Source organism: Pseudodesulfovibrio sp. zrk46 (assembly GCF_012516435.1).
Lineage (GTDB): Bacteria > Desulfobacterota > Desulfovibrionia > Desulfovibrionales > Desulfovibrionaceae > Pseudodesulfovibrio.
On the sequence record NZ_CP051216.1, the window covers coordinates 560,001 to 578,947 of the forward strand.

Annotated in this window: 17 protein-coding genes (1 of these 17 only partly in view); 4 read left to right on the forward strand and 13 right to left on the reverse strand. The window is 54.3% G+C overall.

The window, feature by feature from the left end:
- On the reverse strand, positions 1-200 hold the 5' end (the start) of the coding sequence (locus tag HFN16_RS02570; protein ID WP_168889205.1) for a hypothetical protein. The gene continues 307 nt to the left of window position 1, outside the view; 200 of the gene's 507 nt are visible here — the first part of the coding sequence; the start codon lies at positions 198-200; its stop codon lies beyond the left edge, outside the window.
- A 237-nt stretch (positions 201-437) separates the two neighbouring features.
- Positions 438-923, reverse strand: a complete 486-nt coding sequence (locus HFN16_RS02575) for a hypothetical protein (RefSeq protein WP_168889206.1) — start codon at positions 921-923, stop codon at positions 438-440.
- 374 nt (positions 924-1,297) lie between these two features.
- On the opposite strand from HFN16_RS02575, the gene HFN16_RS02580 reads away from it, so the two are divergent.
- Together HFN16_RS02580 and HFN16_RS02585 are read left to right on the forward strand one after the other, a co-directional pair.
- Positions 1,298-2,572: an HD-GYP domain-containing protein gene (locus HFN16_RS02580; RefSeq protein ID WP_247648419.1), complete on the forward strand. Its 1,275-nt coding sequence runs from the start codon at positions 1,298-1,300 to the stop codon at positions 2,570-2,572.
- A 102-nt stretch (positions 2,573-2,674) separates the two neighbouring features.
- Complete coding sequence (locus HFN16_RS02585) at positions 2,675-3,424, forward strand: transporter substrate-binding domain-containing protein (protein WP_168889207.1); 750 nt, start codon at positions 2,675-2,677, stop codon at positions 3,422-3,424.
- Positions 3,425-3,489: 65 nt separating this feature from the next.
- Here HFN16_RS02585 and HFN16_RS02590 read toward each other — a convergent pair whose 3' ends face one another.
- The 10 genes from HFN16_RS02590 to HFN16_RS02635 form a co-directional block, all read right to left on the reverse strand.
- Positions 3,490-4,314, reverse strand: coding sequence for a carbohydrate ABC transporter permease (locus HFN16_RS02590; RefSeq protein ID WP_168889208.1), 825 nt, complete (start codon positions 4,312-4,314; stop codon positions 3,490-3,492).
- Between the two features lie 3 nt (positions 4,315-4,317).
- Positions 4,318-5,436 carry a sugar ABC transporter permease gene (locus tag HFN16_RS02595; protein WP_168889209.1) on the reverse strand — a complete coding sequence of 373 codons (1,119 nt, stop codon included), beginning with the start codon at positions 5,434-5,436 and terminating at the stop codon, positions 4,318-4,320.
- A gap of 194 nt (positions 5,437-5,630) precedes the next feature.
- Positions 5,631-6,887 carry an ABC transporter substrate-binding protein gene (locus tag HFN16_RS02600; RefSeq protein WP_168889210.1) on the reverse strand — a complete coding sequence of 419 codons (1,257 nt, stop codon included), beginning with the start codon at positions 6,885-6,887 and terminating at the stop codon, positions 5,631-5,633.
- Positions 6,888-6,961: 74 nt separating this feature from the next.
- Complete coding sequence (ugpC, locus tag HFN16_RS02605) at positions 6,962-8,059, reverse strand: sn-glycerol-3-phosphate ABC transporter ATP-binding protein UgpC (protein WP_168889211.1); 1,098 nt, start codon at positions 8,057-8,059, stop codon at positions 6,962-6,964.
- 28 nt (positions 8,060-8,087) lie between these two features.
- Positions 8,088-9,140: an aldose epimerase family protein gene (locus HFN16_RS02610; protein WP_168889212.1), complete on the reverse strand. Its 1,053-nt coding sequence runs from the start codon at positions 9,138-9,140 to the stop codon at positions 8,088-8,090.
- On the reverse strand, positions 9,140-10,162 hold the full coding sequence (locus HFN16_RS02615; RefSeq protein ID WP_168889213.1) for a LacI family DNA-binding transcriptional regulator: 1,023 nt from the start codon (positions 10,160-10,162) through the stop codon (positions 9,140-9,142). Before HFN16_RS02615 ends, HFN16_RS02610 begins: the two co-directional genes overlap by 1 nt.
- A 3-nt stretch (positions 10,163-10,165) precedes the next feature.
- Positions 10,166-11,464, reverse strand: a complete 1,299-nt coding sequence (locus tag HFN16_RS02620) for a galactokinase family protein (RefSeq protein WP_168889214.1) — start codon at positions 11,462-11,464, stop codon at positions 10,166-10,168.
- The gene (locus HFN16_RS02625; protein WP_168889215.1) at positions 11,465-12,505 is read right to left on the reverse strand and encodes a UDP-glucose--hexose-1-phosphate uridylyltransferase; all 1,041 of its coding nucleotides are present in this window, start codon (positions 12,503-12,505) and stop codon (positions 11,465-11,467) included.
- Between the two features lie 267 nt (positions 12,506-12,772).
- A complete protein-coding gene (locus HFN16_RS02630) occupies positions 12,773-13,186 on the reverse strand; it encodes a hypothetical protein (RefSeq protein ID WP_168889216.1) in 414 nt (137 codons plus the stop codon).
- 11 nt (positions 13,187-13,197) lie between these two features.
- On the reverse strand, positions 13,198-13,512 hold the full coding sequence (locus HFN16_RS02635) for a pyrimidine/purine nucleoside phosphorylase (RefSeq protein ID WP_168889217.1): 315 nt from the start codon (positions 13,510-13,512) through the stop codon (positions 13,198-13,200).
- A gap of 252 nt (positions 13,513-13,764) precedes the next feature.
- Here HFN16_RS02635 and HFN16_RS02640 point away from each other — a divergent pair, with 252 nt between their 5' ends.
- Entirely contained in the window at positions 13,765-14,772 is a 1,008-nt protein-coding gene (locus HFN16_RS02640) for a Gfo/Idh/MocA family oxidoreductase (RefSeq protein ID WP_168889218.1), read from the forward strand.
- A 12-nt stretch (positions 14,773-14,784) separates the two neighbouring features.
- Here the strand turns inward: HFN16_RS02640 and HFN16_RS02645 are convergent, their stop codons facing one another.
- Positions 14,785-16,074 carry a sensor domain-containing diguanylate cyclase gene (locus HFN16_RS02645; RefSeq protein WP_168889219.1) on the reverse strand — a complete coding sequence of 430 codons (1,290 nt, stop codon included), beginning with the start codon at positions 16,072-16,074 and terminating at the stop codon, positions 14,785-14,787.
- Between the two features lie 195 nt (positions 16,075-16,269).
- Here HFN16_RS02645 and HFN16_RS02650 point away from each other — a divergent pair, with 195 nt between their 5' ends.
- On the forward strand, positions 16,270-18,945 hold the full coding sequence (locus tag HFN16_RS02650; protein WP_168889220.1) for a PAS domain S-box protein: 2,676 nt from the start codon (positions 16,270-16,272) through the stop codon (positions 18,943-18,945).
- The last annotated feature ends 2 nt before the right edge of the window (positions 18,946-18,947 follow it).

Here is an 18,947-nt window from a genome sequence, read left to right on the forward strand (position 1 = left end):
GACAAACCAAGGTCCGACACTTTCACAGAGCCGCTCATCTTGACCATATCCAACAGTTCTCGACTGTACGAAGGAGCCTTTGTGGCAAAAGCACGATCGACTAGTCCAGTCTGAAACGCAGCAATCGCCCCCACTGCCAACAGCAGCACGGAAATCAGCAATATGCTGGGCTTCATATTTGAACTACGCTTCATGGCCATGATCTTATTCCTTTTTACCACCGAATCAATTCTCGGCGGTGACAACTCCGATTCCACTATGGACCGGCCCTTTCATCCATGCAATACCGTTAGATCAAAATGGTGTTTTTTCCCAAATTCTGACCACACAGATCGGGAGAATTTCCCGGCCACTCCCCATACCTCAAACACAACCATTCGTAAGACATGAAAAAAGGCCCCGGACTGATGTCCGGGGCCTTTACTTACGACTGTAAACTAGATGTACAAGCACTTGAAGTTCTGCTTAACATCCGGAAATTTTTTGAATTGTGAATACTCTTCCGCCGCTTTTTTCATGTAAAGGATCATTTGCGGGACCAGCTCTTTTCGAGAGATTTTACGACTCCAGGAGCGCACTTCGCAGTCACCGTTGGTCTCGAGCACCATGGCCATAACCAACATGGTCTTGGAGTTACCGGGGTTACTACCTTCCTTTGCATCCAGGAAGATGTCGACCTGAGTAAACATACTCTTGTGATCATTGACAGCTCGGTTGATCCTCTTGACCTCGTTGCCCGTCAGATCAAGTTCGGCCACATCGACCGTACCTTTCACGGCCACAAGACCAGAAAGACCATCACTGTCCGCTGCACTGGACTTGATCAACCCTGTCTTGAAGACAAGCACTCCCGCAAGAGTAAAAAAGATTATTGAAAGCAACGAAGCTTTCAAAACTTTGTTGGAACCGGAGTTCTTTCCCATGTGTAAAAGCCCTTGATTTTTCACATTGCCACAGTTGCAATCACCGCCAGAGACACAGCGGTAAACCATTTAATCTCTCTTGGCAATGGCTCTCAACTCTTCCTCCCTGCCAACTTTCCAGCATTTTCGGCTCAAAACCATTACATAATCAGGAAAATTTTATATAATACTTAATTTTCATTTTTTGTACAAGCGACCTTTTCATCATTTAACTTTGAACCTAACTCGCAACATGTATAACAACAAAAGCTCAACGCCTTCACCTCAAACCGGCCTACGACGGCCCCTCGTAAAGCTCATTCCTTAATTTATATCACGAGATACTCCTCTAAGGTGTTGTGCCTTTTAATCCGATACGATAAATATTCATTTCTATGGTCAACAAAAGCATGCCGGAATTTCGCGTGTCGGTGGATCAACTCCGTCCAGGAGTATTCATCCGACTGAAACGAACCAGTTGGTTCGATCACCCTTTTCTGTTCAATCATTTCAAGATCAAGGATGAGGAACAGATCGCCCTGCTTAAGAAGCTAGGCGTCACTGAAGTCTCCTGCATCCCAGAAAAAAGTGATGTTCTGCCCCTGCGCCCTACCGAGACCAAAGCCAAACAGGCAACACCGGAAAAAGCGCTCTCACAGGATGTTATTGACCACCTTTGGGAAATTAAGAAGGAACGCACCCGGCGTTTGCGTGAAAAGAAGCAGCGCATTGCAGAATGTGAAGAGCGGTTTACCACCTGTATCCGTACCTTCGACAACATTCTCAAGGGCGTACTCGGCGGCAATCTCCATTCGCTGGAAGACGCCATCGCCTTCGTGAAGCGGCTGTCCAAGTATTTCCTTGAGGACAGAGAATCCACACTGCACCTGATGAACGTGGTGGATCAGGCCGAATCTGCATACTCCCACCCCATGAACGTGGCGGTTCTCGCCATGATGGTGGGCAAGGAAGCGGGGTATGATGAAGAGCAGATGACAGCTCTTGGTTTAGGCGCCCTCTTTCACGACATAGGCAAGTCCCGCATCCCCAAGAAGCTGCTCAAGAAGCGCGGAGCTTTGACAAAGCCGGAACAGGAAATCATCGAACAACATTCTGAATTCGGTGCCGCCCTGTTGTCTGAAATCGACCTCTTCCCCAAGGGAGTGGCTCGCATTGTGGCCCACCACCATGAGCGCATGGATGGTTCAGGCTATCCGCAAGGACTTTGCAGCGGGGACATCGACGCCATGGCTCGTATCGTGGCCATCGCAGATGCCTATGACAACCACACCAACGCCGCAGATGCGGACGAGTCCCTGACTCCGTATCTGGCCCTTTCCTTCATGTTCGGTCAGCAGAAGGCTCTCTTCGATGTGGAAGTACTGGCCCTGTTCATTCGCTGCCTCGGTGTCTATCCGCCCGGCACCGTGGTCGAGCTCTCCAACGGCGCCGTGGGTATGGTCATGTCCGTAAATCCGCGGAACCAGCTCAATCCGAGCGTGGTGCTGTACGACGAAGAAGTGCCCAAGAAGGAAGCTCTGATCGTGGACCTCGCCGATGAATCCGACCTGCGCGTGGAAAAGTCCATCCGACTCGCCCACCTTCCGCAAGAGGTACTGGATTACCTGTCGCCACGAACCAAGATCACCTACTACGTGGACCAGAACTAACCCTTTCCATAAACACTCACGCTCTCTGCACCGCCCTCTTCGGGAGGTATTTATAATTCCTCACAGTGGAAGGTCTATGTAGGCTTTTCATAAGAGGTATCAATGAGAGCGCTTTCCTGGTTTTTCTCCATCGCACTATTGTTGATGACGTCCTCACCTGTCTTCGCCAACGACACGCTGGTTGTGGTTACCGACTACTGGCCCCCGTTTCGTATCAAGACTGAGGAAGGTGTCATCGGCATCGACGTCGACCTCTTGGAAGAGATCGGTAAGCGCATGGGTGTACATTTTGAAATTCGGATCGCACCATGGGCCAGGTGCCTGCTGGATATGGAGAGTGGGCAGGCTGACATGATGACCGGTTTGGCAAGGACATCTGAACGCGAAAAGTACATCGATTATACCTCTATTTTCTACTACCAATGTGCACCTGCATTCTACGAACGAAAAGAACGCGAGGGGCGGCCCATCAAGCATTACGATGACCTGCGAAACGTATCCATCGGCTACACACGGGGGTCCGCTTACTTCGAGCCTTTCGATTCAGACACCAAGCTGGACAAGATTCCAGCCACCAATGAAGCCCTGCTGCTCAACATGCTGATCGAGGGAAGATGGGATGTGATCATCGGGACTGATTGTCAGGTAGACTATGATATAAAGCGACTCGAACTGCATAAGAAAATCATCAAGACATCCTACAGACCCAACAAGAAGGTCGACCTTTTCTTCGGCATGTCCAAGAAATCAAGGTTCAAGTACAGGATGAAGGAAATCGAGACGGTCATACAAGACATGCTGGACGATGGGACTATCAAACGCATCGCCCACAAGTACACAGGGCATGATTGATACAGACAAGACAAAAAAGGCCACTCCAAATGGAGTGGCCTTTTTTTGTCTCGATATGTAGCGCGCTATTCCTTGACTGAACCGGCCAGCAGCCCGCGAATAAAGTATCTGCCGAGGAAGATATAGATCGCCAGCACCGGCACGGCTGCCATGATGGAACCTGCCATGGGGAGGTTCCAGCTGACCGCCTGTCCACCTGCCAATTGGGCAAGGCCGACGGTGATCGGATTATCGGCGTGACGGGTAAGGCAGATACCCCAGAGGAACTCGTTCCAGATCTGGGTGAACTGCCACAAGGACGTGACCACGAACCCGGGAATGGACAGGGGGAACACGATGCGCAGGTAAATGGAAAAGAATCCAGCGCCGTCCAGCCGGGCAGACTCAATGAGAGCCGTGGGAATCTGGGAATAGAAGTTACGGAAGATCAGTGAAGTGATCGGTAAGCCATAGACAACGTGGGCCAGAATCAGCCCCGGCAGACCGCCGTACAGGTCCATAGCGCGCAAGGTCTGGAACAGCGGGATCAGGATGACCTGATACGGGATGAACATACCGAACAGGAACAGGGTAAACACGACTTCACTGCCGTAGAACTTCCACTTGGAGAAGACATATCCGTTGAGCGAACCGAGCACGGTGGAACCGGCGGTGGCGCACAGGGTCAGGATCAGTGAATTGACGAAGTTCGGCTTGAGCAGATCAATGGCTTGGGAGAAGCTTGCCCAGTTGAAAGTGACCGGGAGTTCCCATGCAGTCGGCAGACTGATGTCGCCCGGCATTTTCAGCGCAGTGACCGCAGCCATGTAGGCAGGCATCAGAAAGAACAGGGCCAGCACCGCGAGGGTCGAATAGAGCAGGACAGAGCCCAAAGTAATGGAACGCTTCATGGCTTATCCTCTCCTCCGCTGGCGATACTGACTGACCAGATACGGCACGATGAACGTGGCCGCCACCAGGAACAGTACGATGGCAATGGCCGCGCCCACGGCAAAATCGTTGGCACGGAAGGTGGTCAGGTACATGTTCAGAGCCGGGTGGCCGGTCTCGGCATTGTCCGGGCCGGTCATGGCGAAGATGAGGTCAAACATCTTCAGTGAAATGTGAGACAGAATGATGACCGCACTGATGGTGATGGGCTTGAGCATGGGGATAGCCACATGGCGATAGTAGCCCACTTCGCTCGCGCCATCGAGCATGGCCGCATCACGCAGATCCTGCGAGATACCGTTGAATCCGGCGAGATACAGCGCCATGGTGTAGCCTGAATACTGCCAGATCGTAGCCATGATGATGCCCAGTGTAGCCATGTTGAAACCGTGGGTTTCTTCCATGAACAGGGCTTCCGGCAGCAGGCCGCCAAACATCCATGTAGCTGCGCCGATGACAACACCGGGGCCGAGCCACCGTTTCATGGCACGCTGCGGGTCGCCTTTCAGCACGAACAGGCCGGTCATGATCAGGATGAACGCCACTACATACAACATGATGGCAAACAGGTTCTGCCAGTTGAACTCGAGGATCGCGGCCGTACTCGACAGCCACTCGAAGTTCAACGGTTCCATGCCCAGATAGGTCGGCAGTACGTTCACGCCGCCCTGCGGAGCCAACAACCAGCGCCAGATGGTACCGGAAACGATGAAGGACAGGGACATGGGATACAGGAACACAGTGCGCAAAAAGTCTTCGCCCTTGGGTTTCTGATCCAGCAGGATGGCGATAAACATGCCCAGTCCGATGGCTCCGGCCAAAAGCATGACCGAGTAATACACGGCGTTCACCAGATCCTGACGAAAGCCGCCGCCTAAGAATCCCGTGAACAGATCCACGTAATTCTGCAGGCCGATAAAATTCTTTTCCGGCTCCACGGCCAAAGCCCCGGTGCCGCCCCAGTCGGTCATGGACGTCCAGATCGTGTTGCCGATGAATCCGTAGACGAAGATGCCTATCAGGATCATGGATGGCAACAGCGTAAGGAACGCTTTAAGTCTGTCGAGTGATGCTTCCCGCATACTTTTTCCCACGGCTGTTGAAAAAGCACCATCTGCGTCGTTGTCAGTTGCAAAGTGATCCTCACCGTAGCGTTGCTACGCCTCCGGTCCCTTTGCAACTGCCGCCTAGCAGCTGTCACTTTTTGAACAGCCTCCCTTTTGTGTTCAATGTTGTGCGCCGAACCATGTCCGGCGCACAACACGTTTTCAGTTAACTAGATGCCTGCTTTTTTGGCGAGCTGAGCGCAAGCCATGGAGGCAGCCTTGGGGTTCTTGGACTTCAGGAACATCTCCATCACGGAAGCGAAACCGGACATGAAGGTCTCGTTGGCGGCAACTCCGTGAGCCAGAGAACCAACTACGCGGTCCTTGCCGAAATCCTTGGCAGCGGACTTGAGGTAGTCGTTGTACTTGCTCAGGTCGGAGTCCTTACGAGCGGAGATGGAACCCTTCAGCGGGTTGAAGGCATCAGAGCCTTCGCGGGAGCCGAGCACCTTGAGCCATGCGATGGCGTTGTCGCGGTGCGGAGCGCCCTTAGGCAGACCGAAAGAGTCAGCCAGGAACATGAATTCGCCGGTGGTATCCGGGGAAGCCATGTAGCCGAAGCCCTTGCCGGGCACCAGCTTCTTGGTGGTCACCATGTAACCGGCGGCCCAGTCACCCATGATGTTGAAGGCAGCGCGGCCGTCCAGCACCATGTCGGTTGCCTGCTGCCAGGAAAGTGAAGCAGCGTCGGCGTTGGTGTATTCCAGAACCTTGCCGAAGAGTTCCCATGCCTTGACGACTTCAGGGGAATCGAACTTCAGCTTGCCGGCCCACAGGGCATCCCAGTTGTCCGGGCCAAGAGAGGCCAGAGCAACGGATTCCCACAGGTGGTTGGCGGTCCAGTTCTGAGCGAGAGCCAGCGGGGTCACGCCCTTGGCCTTCAACTGGGGAGCGATCTTGAAGAATTCGTCCCAGGTCTTGGGAGCTTCAATACCCCACTTCTTCATGTTGGCAGGAGAATACCACATCACATTGGAGCGATGGATATTCACGGGAACGGACCAGATACCCTTGTCAGTACCGATCAGCTTGACCAGACCTTCGGGGAAAACGTCCATCCAACCCTGCTCTTTGAACAGCGGAGTCAGGTCTTCCATGCGGTCGGACTTGACCCAGGTACCGATCAGTTCCTGACCAGCGTGAACCTGGAAAGAATCCGGCGGCTCACCACCAAGCATACGGGTCTTGAGAACGGCACGGGCGTTAACGCCGGAACCGCCGGTGACGGTGGCATTGATCACCTTCACCTCGGGATTCTGTTTTTTGTACAGATCGATCAGGGCTTCCAAAGCCGGACCTTCGTCACCTGCCCACCAGGAAAAGATTTCCAGTTCGCCGGTCAACTGTTTTGCCTGAGCTATCTGCGGAGCAGACAGCAGCAGAGCTGCGACCATGACGATGCAAATTTTTGCAAAAGCCTTTTTCATGTTTCCTCCTAGGGTTTGCAAATATTCCTCCAACAACAAAGTACGTATCAAAACAACCACTTCCTACACCGCAACTACGGAAGCGCGTTGGTTGTCTCCGGATCAAAAAGAACCATGCGATCAAATTCAAAGCCGATGGGCACGATCTCGCCGGGATGGGCCACGATGCGGCCTGCCACTTCGGCGATCAACTCGTTCTCGCCATCAACCACAATTTCCAGATGGGACTGGCCACCCAAAATTTCGGACACGACGACTTCGCCCTTACACCACCATTCCTTGGGCAACTTCTCGATATTGTCGCCCATCTTGATGGAGTCGGGACGGATACCCGCCAACACCGGCTGGCCATCGGTAACCCCTTCGGCCTTGCCATCCACTATGGGGAAGACGGACTTGCCGACGACCACGGAGCGGTTGCCGCCCTCGATTTTCACCTTGCCTTCAAGGATATTCATGGGCGGATTACCAATGAACTGAGCCACGAAAACATTGTTCGGTTTCTCGAACACCTCGATGGGCGAACCGACCTGCTGAATATAGCCATCCTTGAGGATGACGATACGGTCGGCCAGCGTCATGGCTTCGATCTGGTCGTGGGTTACATAAATAGTAGTAGTCGCCAGACGCAGATGCATCTTACGCAACTCCATGCGCATCTGGGTGCGCAGTTGGGCATCCAGATTGGAAAGAGGTTCGTCGAACAGGAAGACGTCCGGCTTGCGCACCATGGCGCGGCCCATGGCCACGCGCTGGCGCTGACCGCCGGAAAGCTCGGACGGCTTGCGATCCAGATATGGCCCCAGCTCCAGAATACGAGCGGCGTCATCTACCTTGGCGATGATGTCAGCCTTGTCATGCCCGCGCATCTTGAGGGAGAAGCCCATATTTTCGCGCACAGTCATGTGCGGATAGAGGGCGTAGTTCTGAAAAACCATGGCCACGTTACGATCCTTGGGCGATTCCTGATTCACCACCCGGTCGTCGATAAGGATTTCACCGCCGCTGATCTCTTCCAGCCCCGCGACCATGCGCAAGACCGTGGACTTGCCACAGCCGGATGGGCCGACCAGCACGATAAATTCATTGTCCTTGATCTCAAGATCGATGCCGTGGACCACTTCCACGCTGCCGTACCTTTTGACGACCTGTTTCAATTCGACATTTGCCATTGTCTACCCTTGAAAGCCTGGTTCCCGCCTACATGGAGGAGAGGCGGTACTCGGTTATGTGTTCGTATGTCTCGCCCGGCTCCAGCACTATGGACGGGAATCCCGGATTGTTAGGGGCATCAACGTAGCCATGCGGCTCGACGCAAAACCCACCACGGAATCCGTACATCGCTCCCAACTTTCCGTTGGTGCGGTCCGCCATGTGATTGCCGGTATAAAACTGAAAGCCGGGCTCGGTGGTGCATACCTCCAGCACCCGTCCGGTCCGGCCATGAAAAATCTGCGCAGCAGGCGTTAACTCATGCGCGTCGCCATCAATTACGAAGTAGTGATCAAAGCCCTGACCGATGGCGATGGCCTCATCTTCCGCATCGATATGCAACCCGATTGCCTTGGGCCGAGTAAAATCGAGGGGAGAATCAGATACATCTGCCAACGCGCCCGTGGGAACTTGGTCGTCATCCGTGACCAGATACTGTCCCGCGTTGAGGGTCACCACATGACCCAATACATCTTCGGTAAAGGAGCCGCTCAGGTTGAAATAGGCGTGGTTGGTCATGGAGACCACTGTGGTCTTGTCCGTGGTGGCGCGATATTCGATGCGCAAACCGGCCTCACGCAACACAAAGGTCGCGGTCACTTCGAGGTTGCCGGGATACCCTTCTTCTCCATCCTCGCTGCGATAGGTCAGCACCAACTTGGGACCGTCGATGTCCTCTACGATCTCAGGCGCCCACAGTTTGGAGTGGAATCCATTCTCGCCACCGTGCAATTGAAATTTAGGTTTGTTTTTTTTCGGCTCGCACACATCGTTGCCAAGCTGGAAACCGGACCTGAGACGATTGGCGACCCGCCCGACAGTGGCCCCGAAATACCCGCGCCCCTGCACGTATTCCTGCACGGTATCGTAACCAAGCACCACGTCGGTCATGGCACCGTTCTGATCCGGCGCGGTAAGCCCAACGAGGGTTGCCCCGTAATTGGTCACCGTGGCGTTCATGCCGCGCTTGTTGGTCAGGGTAAAAAGCTCCACGGATTCGCCAGTGGGCAGTTCTCCCCAAGGTTTCCTCATGATTTCCATCACTTCCCCCCTCGCCTGGAAGAGCCACGAATCTGCAACTCGGTTTCGAGAATTACAGTTTCGGGAGTGAATGTATCATCTTCTGAACGGAATTGCTTCATTAAAAGCGTCGCTGCTGTGCGTCCCATCTCAAAGGCCGGCTGACGCACCGTGGTCAGTGCGGGATCGATAAGTGCGGATACGGGATTATCGGAAAACCCGACCAGCGCCACATCGTCCGGGATGCGCAACCCCGCATCCTTGAAGGCCGCATACAGCCCCACGGCCACAGGATCATTGATGGCCAGGATGGCATCGGGCATCTCATCCATGGCAAGATAACGCGCCGCACCCTTGCGGCCGTCATCCTCACGATACCCACCATGCAGGTGAAATTTTTCTTTGTAGGGAAGGCCATGATCCCGCAAGGCGTCGCGATACCCCTCGTAACGGCGGAAGTTCAGGGCAATGCCTTCCTGTCCGGCCATGTGACCAATGTGCTTGTAGCCCGACTCGGCCAGATGGGAGACCGCATTGTAAGCAGCGGCGTAATCATCCACCACCACCTTGCTGGTGGAAAGTTCTTCCACCACGCGGTCGAACTGAACCAGTGGCACGTTCTGATCAAGCAACCCCTGAAGATGGTCGTACTTGGTGGTTTCAGAAGAAATGGCAATGAGCACTCCGGCCACCCGGTTGGCCACCAGCGCCTGCGTGTTGATGACCTCCCGCTCCAATTTTTCATCGGACTGACAAACCATGATGATGTAGCCGTTTTCATAGGCCACTTCTTCGATACCGCTGATGCAGGTGGAGAAAAAGTCGTGACGAATCTCCGGCACGATGACGCCGATGGTGTTGGAGCGTTTTTTCTGGAGTGACTGCGCCAGCTGATTGGGCTGGTAATTGTGCTTACGCGCCGCTTCGGTCACGCGCTTCTTGGTCGCTTTGCTGATATCGGGGTGATCCCGCAGGGCGCGGGACACTGTGGACGGAGATATTCCCAGCTCACGGGCAAGATCCTTGATGGTGAACTGGGCCATGGGTTACGCCTCCGTCCCTTTGGGCAGGATGACTTCATTGCCGGATTTGCGGATACGCAGCGGCACAACGGAACCGGAGCCAAAGACGGTTTCCATATACGCAGTGTAGGACTCGAACATTTCGGACGGCACATAAGCCTGAATGGTTCCGGCAAAACCGCCGCCTTGAATACGCCATGCTCCGCGCCCTTCGAGAAACCGTTCGGTCAAAGTCAACGCCACGGTGATGGGCTGCTCGTTAGCATGTTTCAAAGAAATACAATTCTGAAGGAGCTTCCAGGAAGAATCGCCGGAGGCATTGACCAGCCGCAGAAATTTGTGGATGTCCCCATGTCGCAGCACATCTGCCTGCAACTGTGCCCGCTCGCTCTCCTCAATGAAGTGGATAAGTCGCAGCAATCCGCGCCCGCCAGCCAGCCTTCTGATCTCGGCGGCCTTTTCAAGCACCAGCTCCATGGTCAATCCGCGCGCCGTTTCCTGCCCCAAAACCCGCGCGGCACTGCACATTTCCTCGGGAATGGCTGCATACTCGGGCGTCAGGTCAGCGTGATCACCGCCGGTGTCCACCACACAGAGTTGATACCCGAAGCTCTCGAAATCCACGTCGACTTCCGTGACTTTCGGATTTTGCTCATCTTTGAAGTCGATGGACAGGACACCTTGCACGGCGCAGGCGAGCTGATCCATGAACCCGCATGGCTTGCCGAAGTGTAGATTCTCGGCCCGTCGGCCAATGCGAGCCAGCTCCACTCGGGAGACTGTGCCGTCGTTGAACAGCTCGTTGAAAATTCTTCCGATACACACTTCAAAGGCTGCCGAGGAACTGAGTCCGGCACCAACCGGCACCTCGCCGGAGATGCATGCGTCAAAGCCTTCGATTGTATACCCGGCCTGCACGAATCCGTCGGCCACCCCACGAATCAACGCAGCAGGGGTGCCCTCCTCGCCTTCGCGGGGTTCCAGTTCTGTCAGATCAACTTCAATGACATCCGGAAAACCCTCTGAGCGGACACGCACAACATTGCCACCAGTGGGCATTGCCACGGCCAAGCAGTCAAAGCTCACGCCGGCAGCCAACACCACGCCCTTGTTGTGGTCGGTATGATTACCGCCCAACTCGGTCCTGCCCGGTGCGCTTACCATCAGGGTGAGATCATCCCCGGCCCATTTTTCCATGCGCCGGAGCAAAAAAAGATATCGCTGTTTTTGCAAGGGGATATCCTTTTCCCCATAGAGTTCGGCAAGGACTGTATCCAGCTTGCCCATCTCGACAGCATTTATATAGGAGCTGATGCGCAGCATCTATACGGTCTCCAGGTAATGAATCTCAGACAGATCGCGCAGGCGCACTGCGGCAGCCTCGGGCGTCAGGTCGCGCTGAGGCATGGCCATCATCTCGAAGCCGACCATGAATTTTTTCACGGAGCGGGAACGGAGGAGAGGCGGATAGAAATGCATGTGCCAATGCCAGTGAGGATGCTCGCCCCCGTCAGTAGGCTGCTGATGAATTCCCATGGAATAGGGGAACGAAGTCTGGAAAAGATTGTCATAGCGACTACCGAGCCGCACAAGGGCATCGGCCAGATCTCCACGCTGTTTTTCATCCATCTCCACAATGGACCCCATGTGCGCCTTGGGCAGAACCATGGTCTCGAACGGCCATGTGGCCCAGAACGGTACGAGCACGGCAAAAGAGTCATTCTCGAGAACAAGTCGTTCGCCGCCGTCCAGTTCCCGTTTCAAATAACAGCAGAGCAGACATTCATCCCGCTCCTGCAGGTGAGCCAATTGACGCTGGTCCTCGGCGGCAGGCAGCATGGGCATATTGCTGGTGGCCCATATCTGTCCATGGGGATGGGGATTGGAGCACCCCATGATGGCGCCACGGTTCTCGAAAATCTGGACGTAGCCGATGTCGGCACGACTGCCGAGTTCCTTGAACTCGCGGCACCAGACATCCACCACTTTTTTCACTCGCTCCACACCAAGGCGGGCCATGTTCAGATCATGTCGCGGAGAATAACAGATGACGCGGCAGACCCCGGTTTCGGGTTCAGCGCGTAACAAGTGATGATCATTGTCGTGGAAATCAGGCCCTTCGGGCAGAAGCGCGGCAAAGTCGTTGGTGAAGACGAACGTCTCGTCATAGTGGGGATTCACGGCACCGCCTGCCCGTTCATTACCGGGACAGAGGTAGCACCCCTCATCATATTCGGGCAGCGTCGCGCGATCCGGCTCTTCCTGCTGCCCCTGCCAGGGCCGCTTGGTCCGGTGCGGCGACACCAATACCCACTCACCCGACAACGGATTGAACCGCCGGTGAGGATGATCGTCGAAATTCATTACGCTTCCCCCGCAACGAATGGCTGTCCACCTCCTGGAAAACGTCCCCACTCCACCGGGGTCATCATCCTGATCTGGAGGCTTTCGCAAACGTTACCGCAAACGTTTGCGACACTCATTTGAAACAAATCACACCAAACCGTTTCTGTCAAGGTGGGACAACGGAATCCGCCCATGTGCCAAGGGCAAAAAAAAGGTGCCGGACGCATCCGACACCTATCGATAATCTTTTAAATCAGGCGATTACTATTCAATCACATAGTCAGATTATTCGGCTGGGATCTGTGAAAGGATATCGACCACGGCCGCTGCGGTCCTGCCGGAAAAGCAAAGACGCGCATCGGTATCGCCAAACTGCACATCATAATAGATCATATCGCCAAACTGGGAGGCATCCGACGCTCCACCGGTCACCACCGGCAACTCCGTGGACTCCTCAAGATCGAATTCCACGGGAATCATGCCCTCGCGCTCAGGCCCCATCTCGGCACCATTCATATTGGACAGGCCATTCGACATGGCATTGCATGCAGACAGGTTTACCGGAAGATACAGCTTGCCGAACTGCAGCAGGCAGATGCCGTGCTCCTCAAGCAGCATGGCCTCCGGCTCCGTATCCAGCACCTGAAACAGGTATGGCCCTTTGTCGCCAAACTCGATCCTCAATCCTTCATCGGACATATCGTTCTCCCCTAGTCTACGTACGAACAGCAGTAATCCGTCACTGCAGTGACTTTGAGCTGAAACTTTGCCGACCCCGGAACGTCAAAGGACTCGCCGCCCTTGATGGCAACCCATTCGTCGCTTCCCGGCAACTTTACGGTCAACTCGCCAGCCATGATCTCCATGACCTCGGGCTTGTCGGTGCCAAACTCATATTCGCCGGGTAGCATGATGCCGAGCGTCTTCACCGTACCATCGGCGAAAGTAATAACACGGCTGGTAACATTGCCGTCAAAATAGACGTTGGCTTTCTTGGTCACAGTGACCCCTGCGAATTCGGACATGAAGACTCCTCTCTGGTGAAATGTTGACAATCGGTCAGCACATGGAAATGTGAACCCGAAACATACTGGCGAGCGGGTCTGGCCGTCAAGTTTACGCCCTGTCCGCCAGCCCTTGCCTATTCTGCATGAACGCCGAAAAAGGACACCTGTGACAGTCAAATAGGAATATTATTTAATGAAATGTACCTACCTTATTGCCATTGCGACAAAATATGCTGTAGATTCTTCCGCAAACACAAAAAGGACCCCGCCATGAAAAAAGTTCGATTCGGCATTCTGAGCACCGCCAAGATTGGCCGCACCAAGGTTATCCCCGCCATGCAGCAGGGCAAATATACGGAAGTGACCGCCATCTGCTCCCGCAATGAAGACGCGGCCCGCGCCGTTGCCGACGACCTCGGCATCCCCAAAGCCTATGGCAGCTACGAGGCCCTTCTGGCCGATCCGGACATCGATGCCGTCTATATCCCCCTGCCCAACCACATGCATGTGGACTGGGCCATCAACTCCATGGCAGCGGGGAAGCATGTCCTGTGTGAAAAGCCCATCGGACTGGATACGGAAGAAGCCAACCGCCTCATTGACGCCACCAGCCGCTACCCTGACCTCAAGGTCATGGAAGCCTTCATGTACCGTCACCATCCGCAATGGCTCGAGGCCAAACGACTGGTTGATGAAGGGGAGATAGGTGAACTCATCACCATTCAATCCTTCTTTTCCTACTTCAATGCCGACCCGGACAACATTCGCAACCAATCGGCGCTTGGCGGCGGCGGACTGATGGACATCGGCTGCTACAACATCTCCTTGTCAAGACTGCTGTTCAATGCAGAGCCGACCCGCGTCTGCGGCGTGGCAGATGTCGACCCGGATTTCGGTACGGACAGGCATTTCTCTGGAATGCTGGATTTCTCCGGCAGGATATCAACCTTCACCTGCTCCACTCAGATGTCACCCTACCAAAGGGTCAACATTCTCGGCACCAAAGGACGTGTTGAAATTCTCATTCCTTTCAACGCCCCGCCGGATCGCCCCACGCAACTCATTGTGCAGCGCGACTATATGGAAGATGAAGAGGACCGGGTGCGCAACGTCACGTTCGGCATCTGCGACCAGTACACGGTTCAGGGCGACCTGTTCGCCAAGGCTATACTGGATGACACGCCCGTCCCCACGCCGCTGACCGACGCATGGGCCAACATGCACGTATTGGAGGTACTGCGTGAAAGCGCCGCCAAGGGAGAGTGGATGATCTGTTAGGGGGTAAAAGCCCTAATCGTAGAAGGAGACCCGGTTACGCCCTTCCCGCTTTGACTCGTAGAGGCTCTCATCCGCCCGGCGGAGGAGCTCCTCAATGGACAGGTAGCCTGAAGACGTTACAGCGACACCGATGCTGATGGAGCACTGAACAACTCCTCTTCGGGTCTCGATTTCGGAATTGGCGATCTTGTGGCGCAACCGTTCCGCCACGTTCATGGCGCCCCCCAGATCCGCACCGGGCAGGAAGATGGTAAACTCCTCGCCGCCCATTCGTGCCAGAAGGTCATCACCGCGCAAGAGTTCACGGCACTTTTCGGCAAAATTCTGAAGCACCATGTCTCCGGCTTCGTGCCCATAGGTGTCATTGATCTGCTTAAAATGGTCGATATCCACCATGAGCACGGCAGGCCCGGCCGGACACCGCTGATCACGTTGGGAGAGAAACGCAACCTGACGGAAGAACTCCTTACGATTAAGCGCTCCCGTCAAATCATCGGTGGTCGCCATTTTCCTGAGTCGATTCTCAGCGGCTTTACGTTCCGTGATGTCGTCGACCACCCACAACACGCCCAGATCAAGATTGGCCGGACGGTTCGTATCAACGGCCTGCCCTGACAGGGAGCACCAAACAGGCGAGCCATCCTTGCGACGAAGAAGGTACTCAACATTCAGCTGCGCACCGTTGGTCAGGGCAGCAAAATGTTTTTTACCAAACTCGAGATAACGTTCCTCGCTGAGATGGAGTTCTCGCATGTCGAGCCCATCCATTTCTTCTGGAGAACCATAGCCAACAATATCAGCCATGGTCTGGTTGCACCGCTTGAGGATTCGTCCGCCCTGAAGATACAGCATGCCCACCTTGCTGGTGGCAAAGATGATCTCCAATTCATTCAGAGCGGCTTTGAGTTCGTCCTCGGCTGCACGGGAACGGGAAATATCTCTGATGGCACCGGCTCGAACAGGCTTGCCGCCCAGCATGACACAACCGCTTCTTATTTCAGCGGGGAAGGTGGCACCCCCCTTCCGCTTCCCTATCACCTCATAGGGGTCGTTAATTTCGAGCTTGGCATTCTCCATAACAGTGGCGTGAGATTCTTCGGCCAGCACATCAAGGGCATTCATGGTCAGCAATTCTTCCTGAGTATAGCCGAACACCTCTTCCGTAGCCTTGTTTGCCACCAGACAATTGAGGTCTTCATCGAATAACCCTAACGCTTCAAAAGCGGCATCTGCCAGCAAATGCTGTTCTTCCAACAATCGCTCCAGCTCTTCCACGCGTGATATGTTCTTCTTATCCCCCATCATCTCCTCCCGGAATCCATTATCGGCGAGTATACTTTACCAATATTCAACAGAGCGTCAATTCAATACGGCCTGACGAAATTATAGAGTACAACAAATATAATCATCGCCTTTCCGAAGTCTTGAAAACATAGTATGTAACTCGGAAACGTTATCATCCAGACGACTCCAACGACGACAAGCGAAGTAAATATAATGAATTCCCAGGACATTACCCTCTTCTTTGACCAATCCCAGGACATAATCGGCATCGTCGATCAAAACCTGAGGTATGTGGGCGTCAACCTTGAGTTGTGCAGGTATTGGGGTGTGCAGCGGGATGATGTGGTAAATCGCCCCGTCAGGGAAATCGTCGGCGAAGAGGCATACGACAAGGCCATTGGCCCGAACATGGAGCGCTGCCTTCGGGGTGAAAATATCGCTTACGAAAAGTGGATCGATTTCCCGGGCACAGGTCGACGCCATGTGAACGTCAAATATACTCCCCGCCATGATGAAGACGGCAATGTGAAGGGTGTCTTCATCATCGCCCGCGACACCACGGATAACAAGAAGCTTGAAGCGGAGTTGCTGCAAAAGACCGAACGGTACGACAACATCCTTTCTGCTTCGGAAGTGGGGTTGATGCTGTTCAACCCCGACATGACGATTCAGTGGCACAATCGCCAGATGAACTCATTCACCCATACCCCCATCACCCTCGGCGACAAGTGCTACGAAGTCCTCCACCAGAACACCCCTCCCTGTGAGAACTGCATCGTCAAAAGGTCGTTTGCCACTGGCGAACGTTTCAGCAATGAATTTTACAACACCGCGTTGGAACGTTGGTTCTTTTTCGCCTCCGCCCCTGTCCTTGATGATAACGGGCAGGTCCAACAAGTCCTCGGGCACATGCTTGATGTCTCTGATCAAAAGGAAGCTGAGGCCACGCTGCATGCCAAGCAGGCAGAACTGAGCAGTATTTTCAAGGCCACAAGAGCAGGCCTTGGCATCATCCGCGACAGGGTATTTGTCACGGCCAACGACTATCTCTTTGACATGGTCGGCTATGATTGGTCGGAAATCATCGGACACAACATCAACAAACTCTATGTCACCCAGGAAGATTTCGACGCAGCCGGGGACTTTTTCTATCATGGCACGAATCAGGAGGCAGGCGACACCTATGAAGTTCGATGGCGTCGCAAGGACGGCACGGAGTTGGATGTCCTCGTCACACTGACGCCAATGGATTCCAACGATCCATCGGCCGGAGCAGCCTTTGCCGCCATGGATGTCACGGACCGCAAGAGAACGGAAGAAGCCATCCGCCACAGCGAGGCCCGCTTCCGCGAGCTGTTTGAACACGTAGATATCATCGCAGTGCAGGGCTACGACAGAGAGCGCCGGGTCATGTACTGGAATCCCGCCAGTGAGACCCTGTATGGATATACCCGCGAAGAAGCAATCGGCCAACTTTTGGACGAACTCATCATCCCCGATCCCATGAAGGAAATTGTGCAGCGCGATGTGGACGCATGGATGAATGGCGGCCCGGCCATTCCGGCTGGAGAGCTATTCCTGCAGCACAAGGACGGCAGTTCGGTGCCGGTCTATTCTTCACATGTAATGCAAAAGACCTCCACCGGCGAAAAATACATGTACTGTATCGATGTCGACCTTTCTGAAATCAAGCGTATCCACAACCAACTGATTCAGGCAAAGGATGAAGCCGAGGCTGCGAACAAATCCAAGTCAGAATTTCTCGCCAACATGAGCCATGAAATTCGCACGCCGCTGAACGGCATCAAAGGGATGCTGGCACTCATCCAAAGCAGCAACCTCGATGAACAGCAGGCCGAGTATGCACAAGCCGGACTGGAGTCCGTGGACCGGCTCGGCGAACTCCTGTCAGACATCCTCGACATCTCACAGGTAGAGGCAGGCAAGCTGGTGCTGGGCAATGAACAATTTGATCTGCCGGGACTGGCTCAACAGGTGAAGGGACTATTCCAACTGACCTCGGACAACGCCAAAGTCACCCTGAGCTGTCACGTGTATGACGATGTGCCGCAGTATGTCTCCGGCGACAGCGCCCGACTCCGACAGATACTCACCAATCTGGTGGGGAATGGCCTCAAATACACCGATTCAGGCGAAGTTCGACTGGAAGTATCCCGTCTCTCGCCCATCAAGGATAATGAAGAGCGCATATACTTCGCCATAACGGATACGGGAATCGGCATTGACGACCCTGTCATAGACAAGCTGTTCGCCCCATTCTTTCAGGGGAGCCAAGGCTACACCCGCCAATATCAGGGAGCAGGACTGGGACTCGCCATCTGCAAACGTCTCATCAGCCTCATGGGCGGTCACATGGCCGTCGAGAGTACGCAGGATCATGGCACCACCGCCCATGTGGTTCTTTCCTTTGGAAAGTGCGACCGGCTGGAAACGCCTCTCTTCTGTTCTATCGGCAATGATGACGATTTAGGCCACGGCCTGAACATTCTTGTTGCCGAAGATGACCGCATCAATGCCATCGTGTGCAAGCGACTTCTCGAAAAGGCAGGAGCCAAAGTAGAAGTTGCTCAAAATGGGCGAGAAGCGTTGGACATGTTACGCGAAGGGGATTTCAACGCCGTGTTCATGGATGTTCAGATGCCCATCATGGACGGCGCCAAGGCCACCCAGGCAATTCGTGCCGGAGAAACCGGCGACACCAACAAGGATATTTTCATCTGTGCAGTGACGGCCTACACCATGATGGGCGACCGCGAAAAGTTCCTTGAGATGGGAATGGATGATTACATTTCTAAGCCCATGGAGCTGGACGATCTCAAGCGCATCCTCTGCATGGTACACGGGTATTTCACCGAAACCCCGAACTAGCT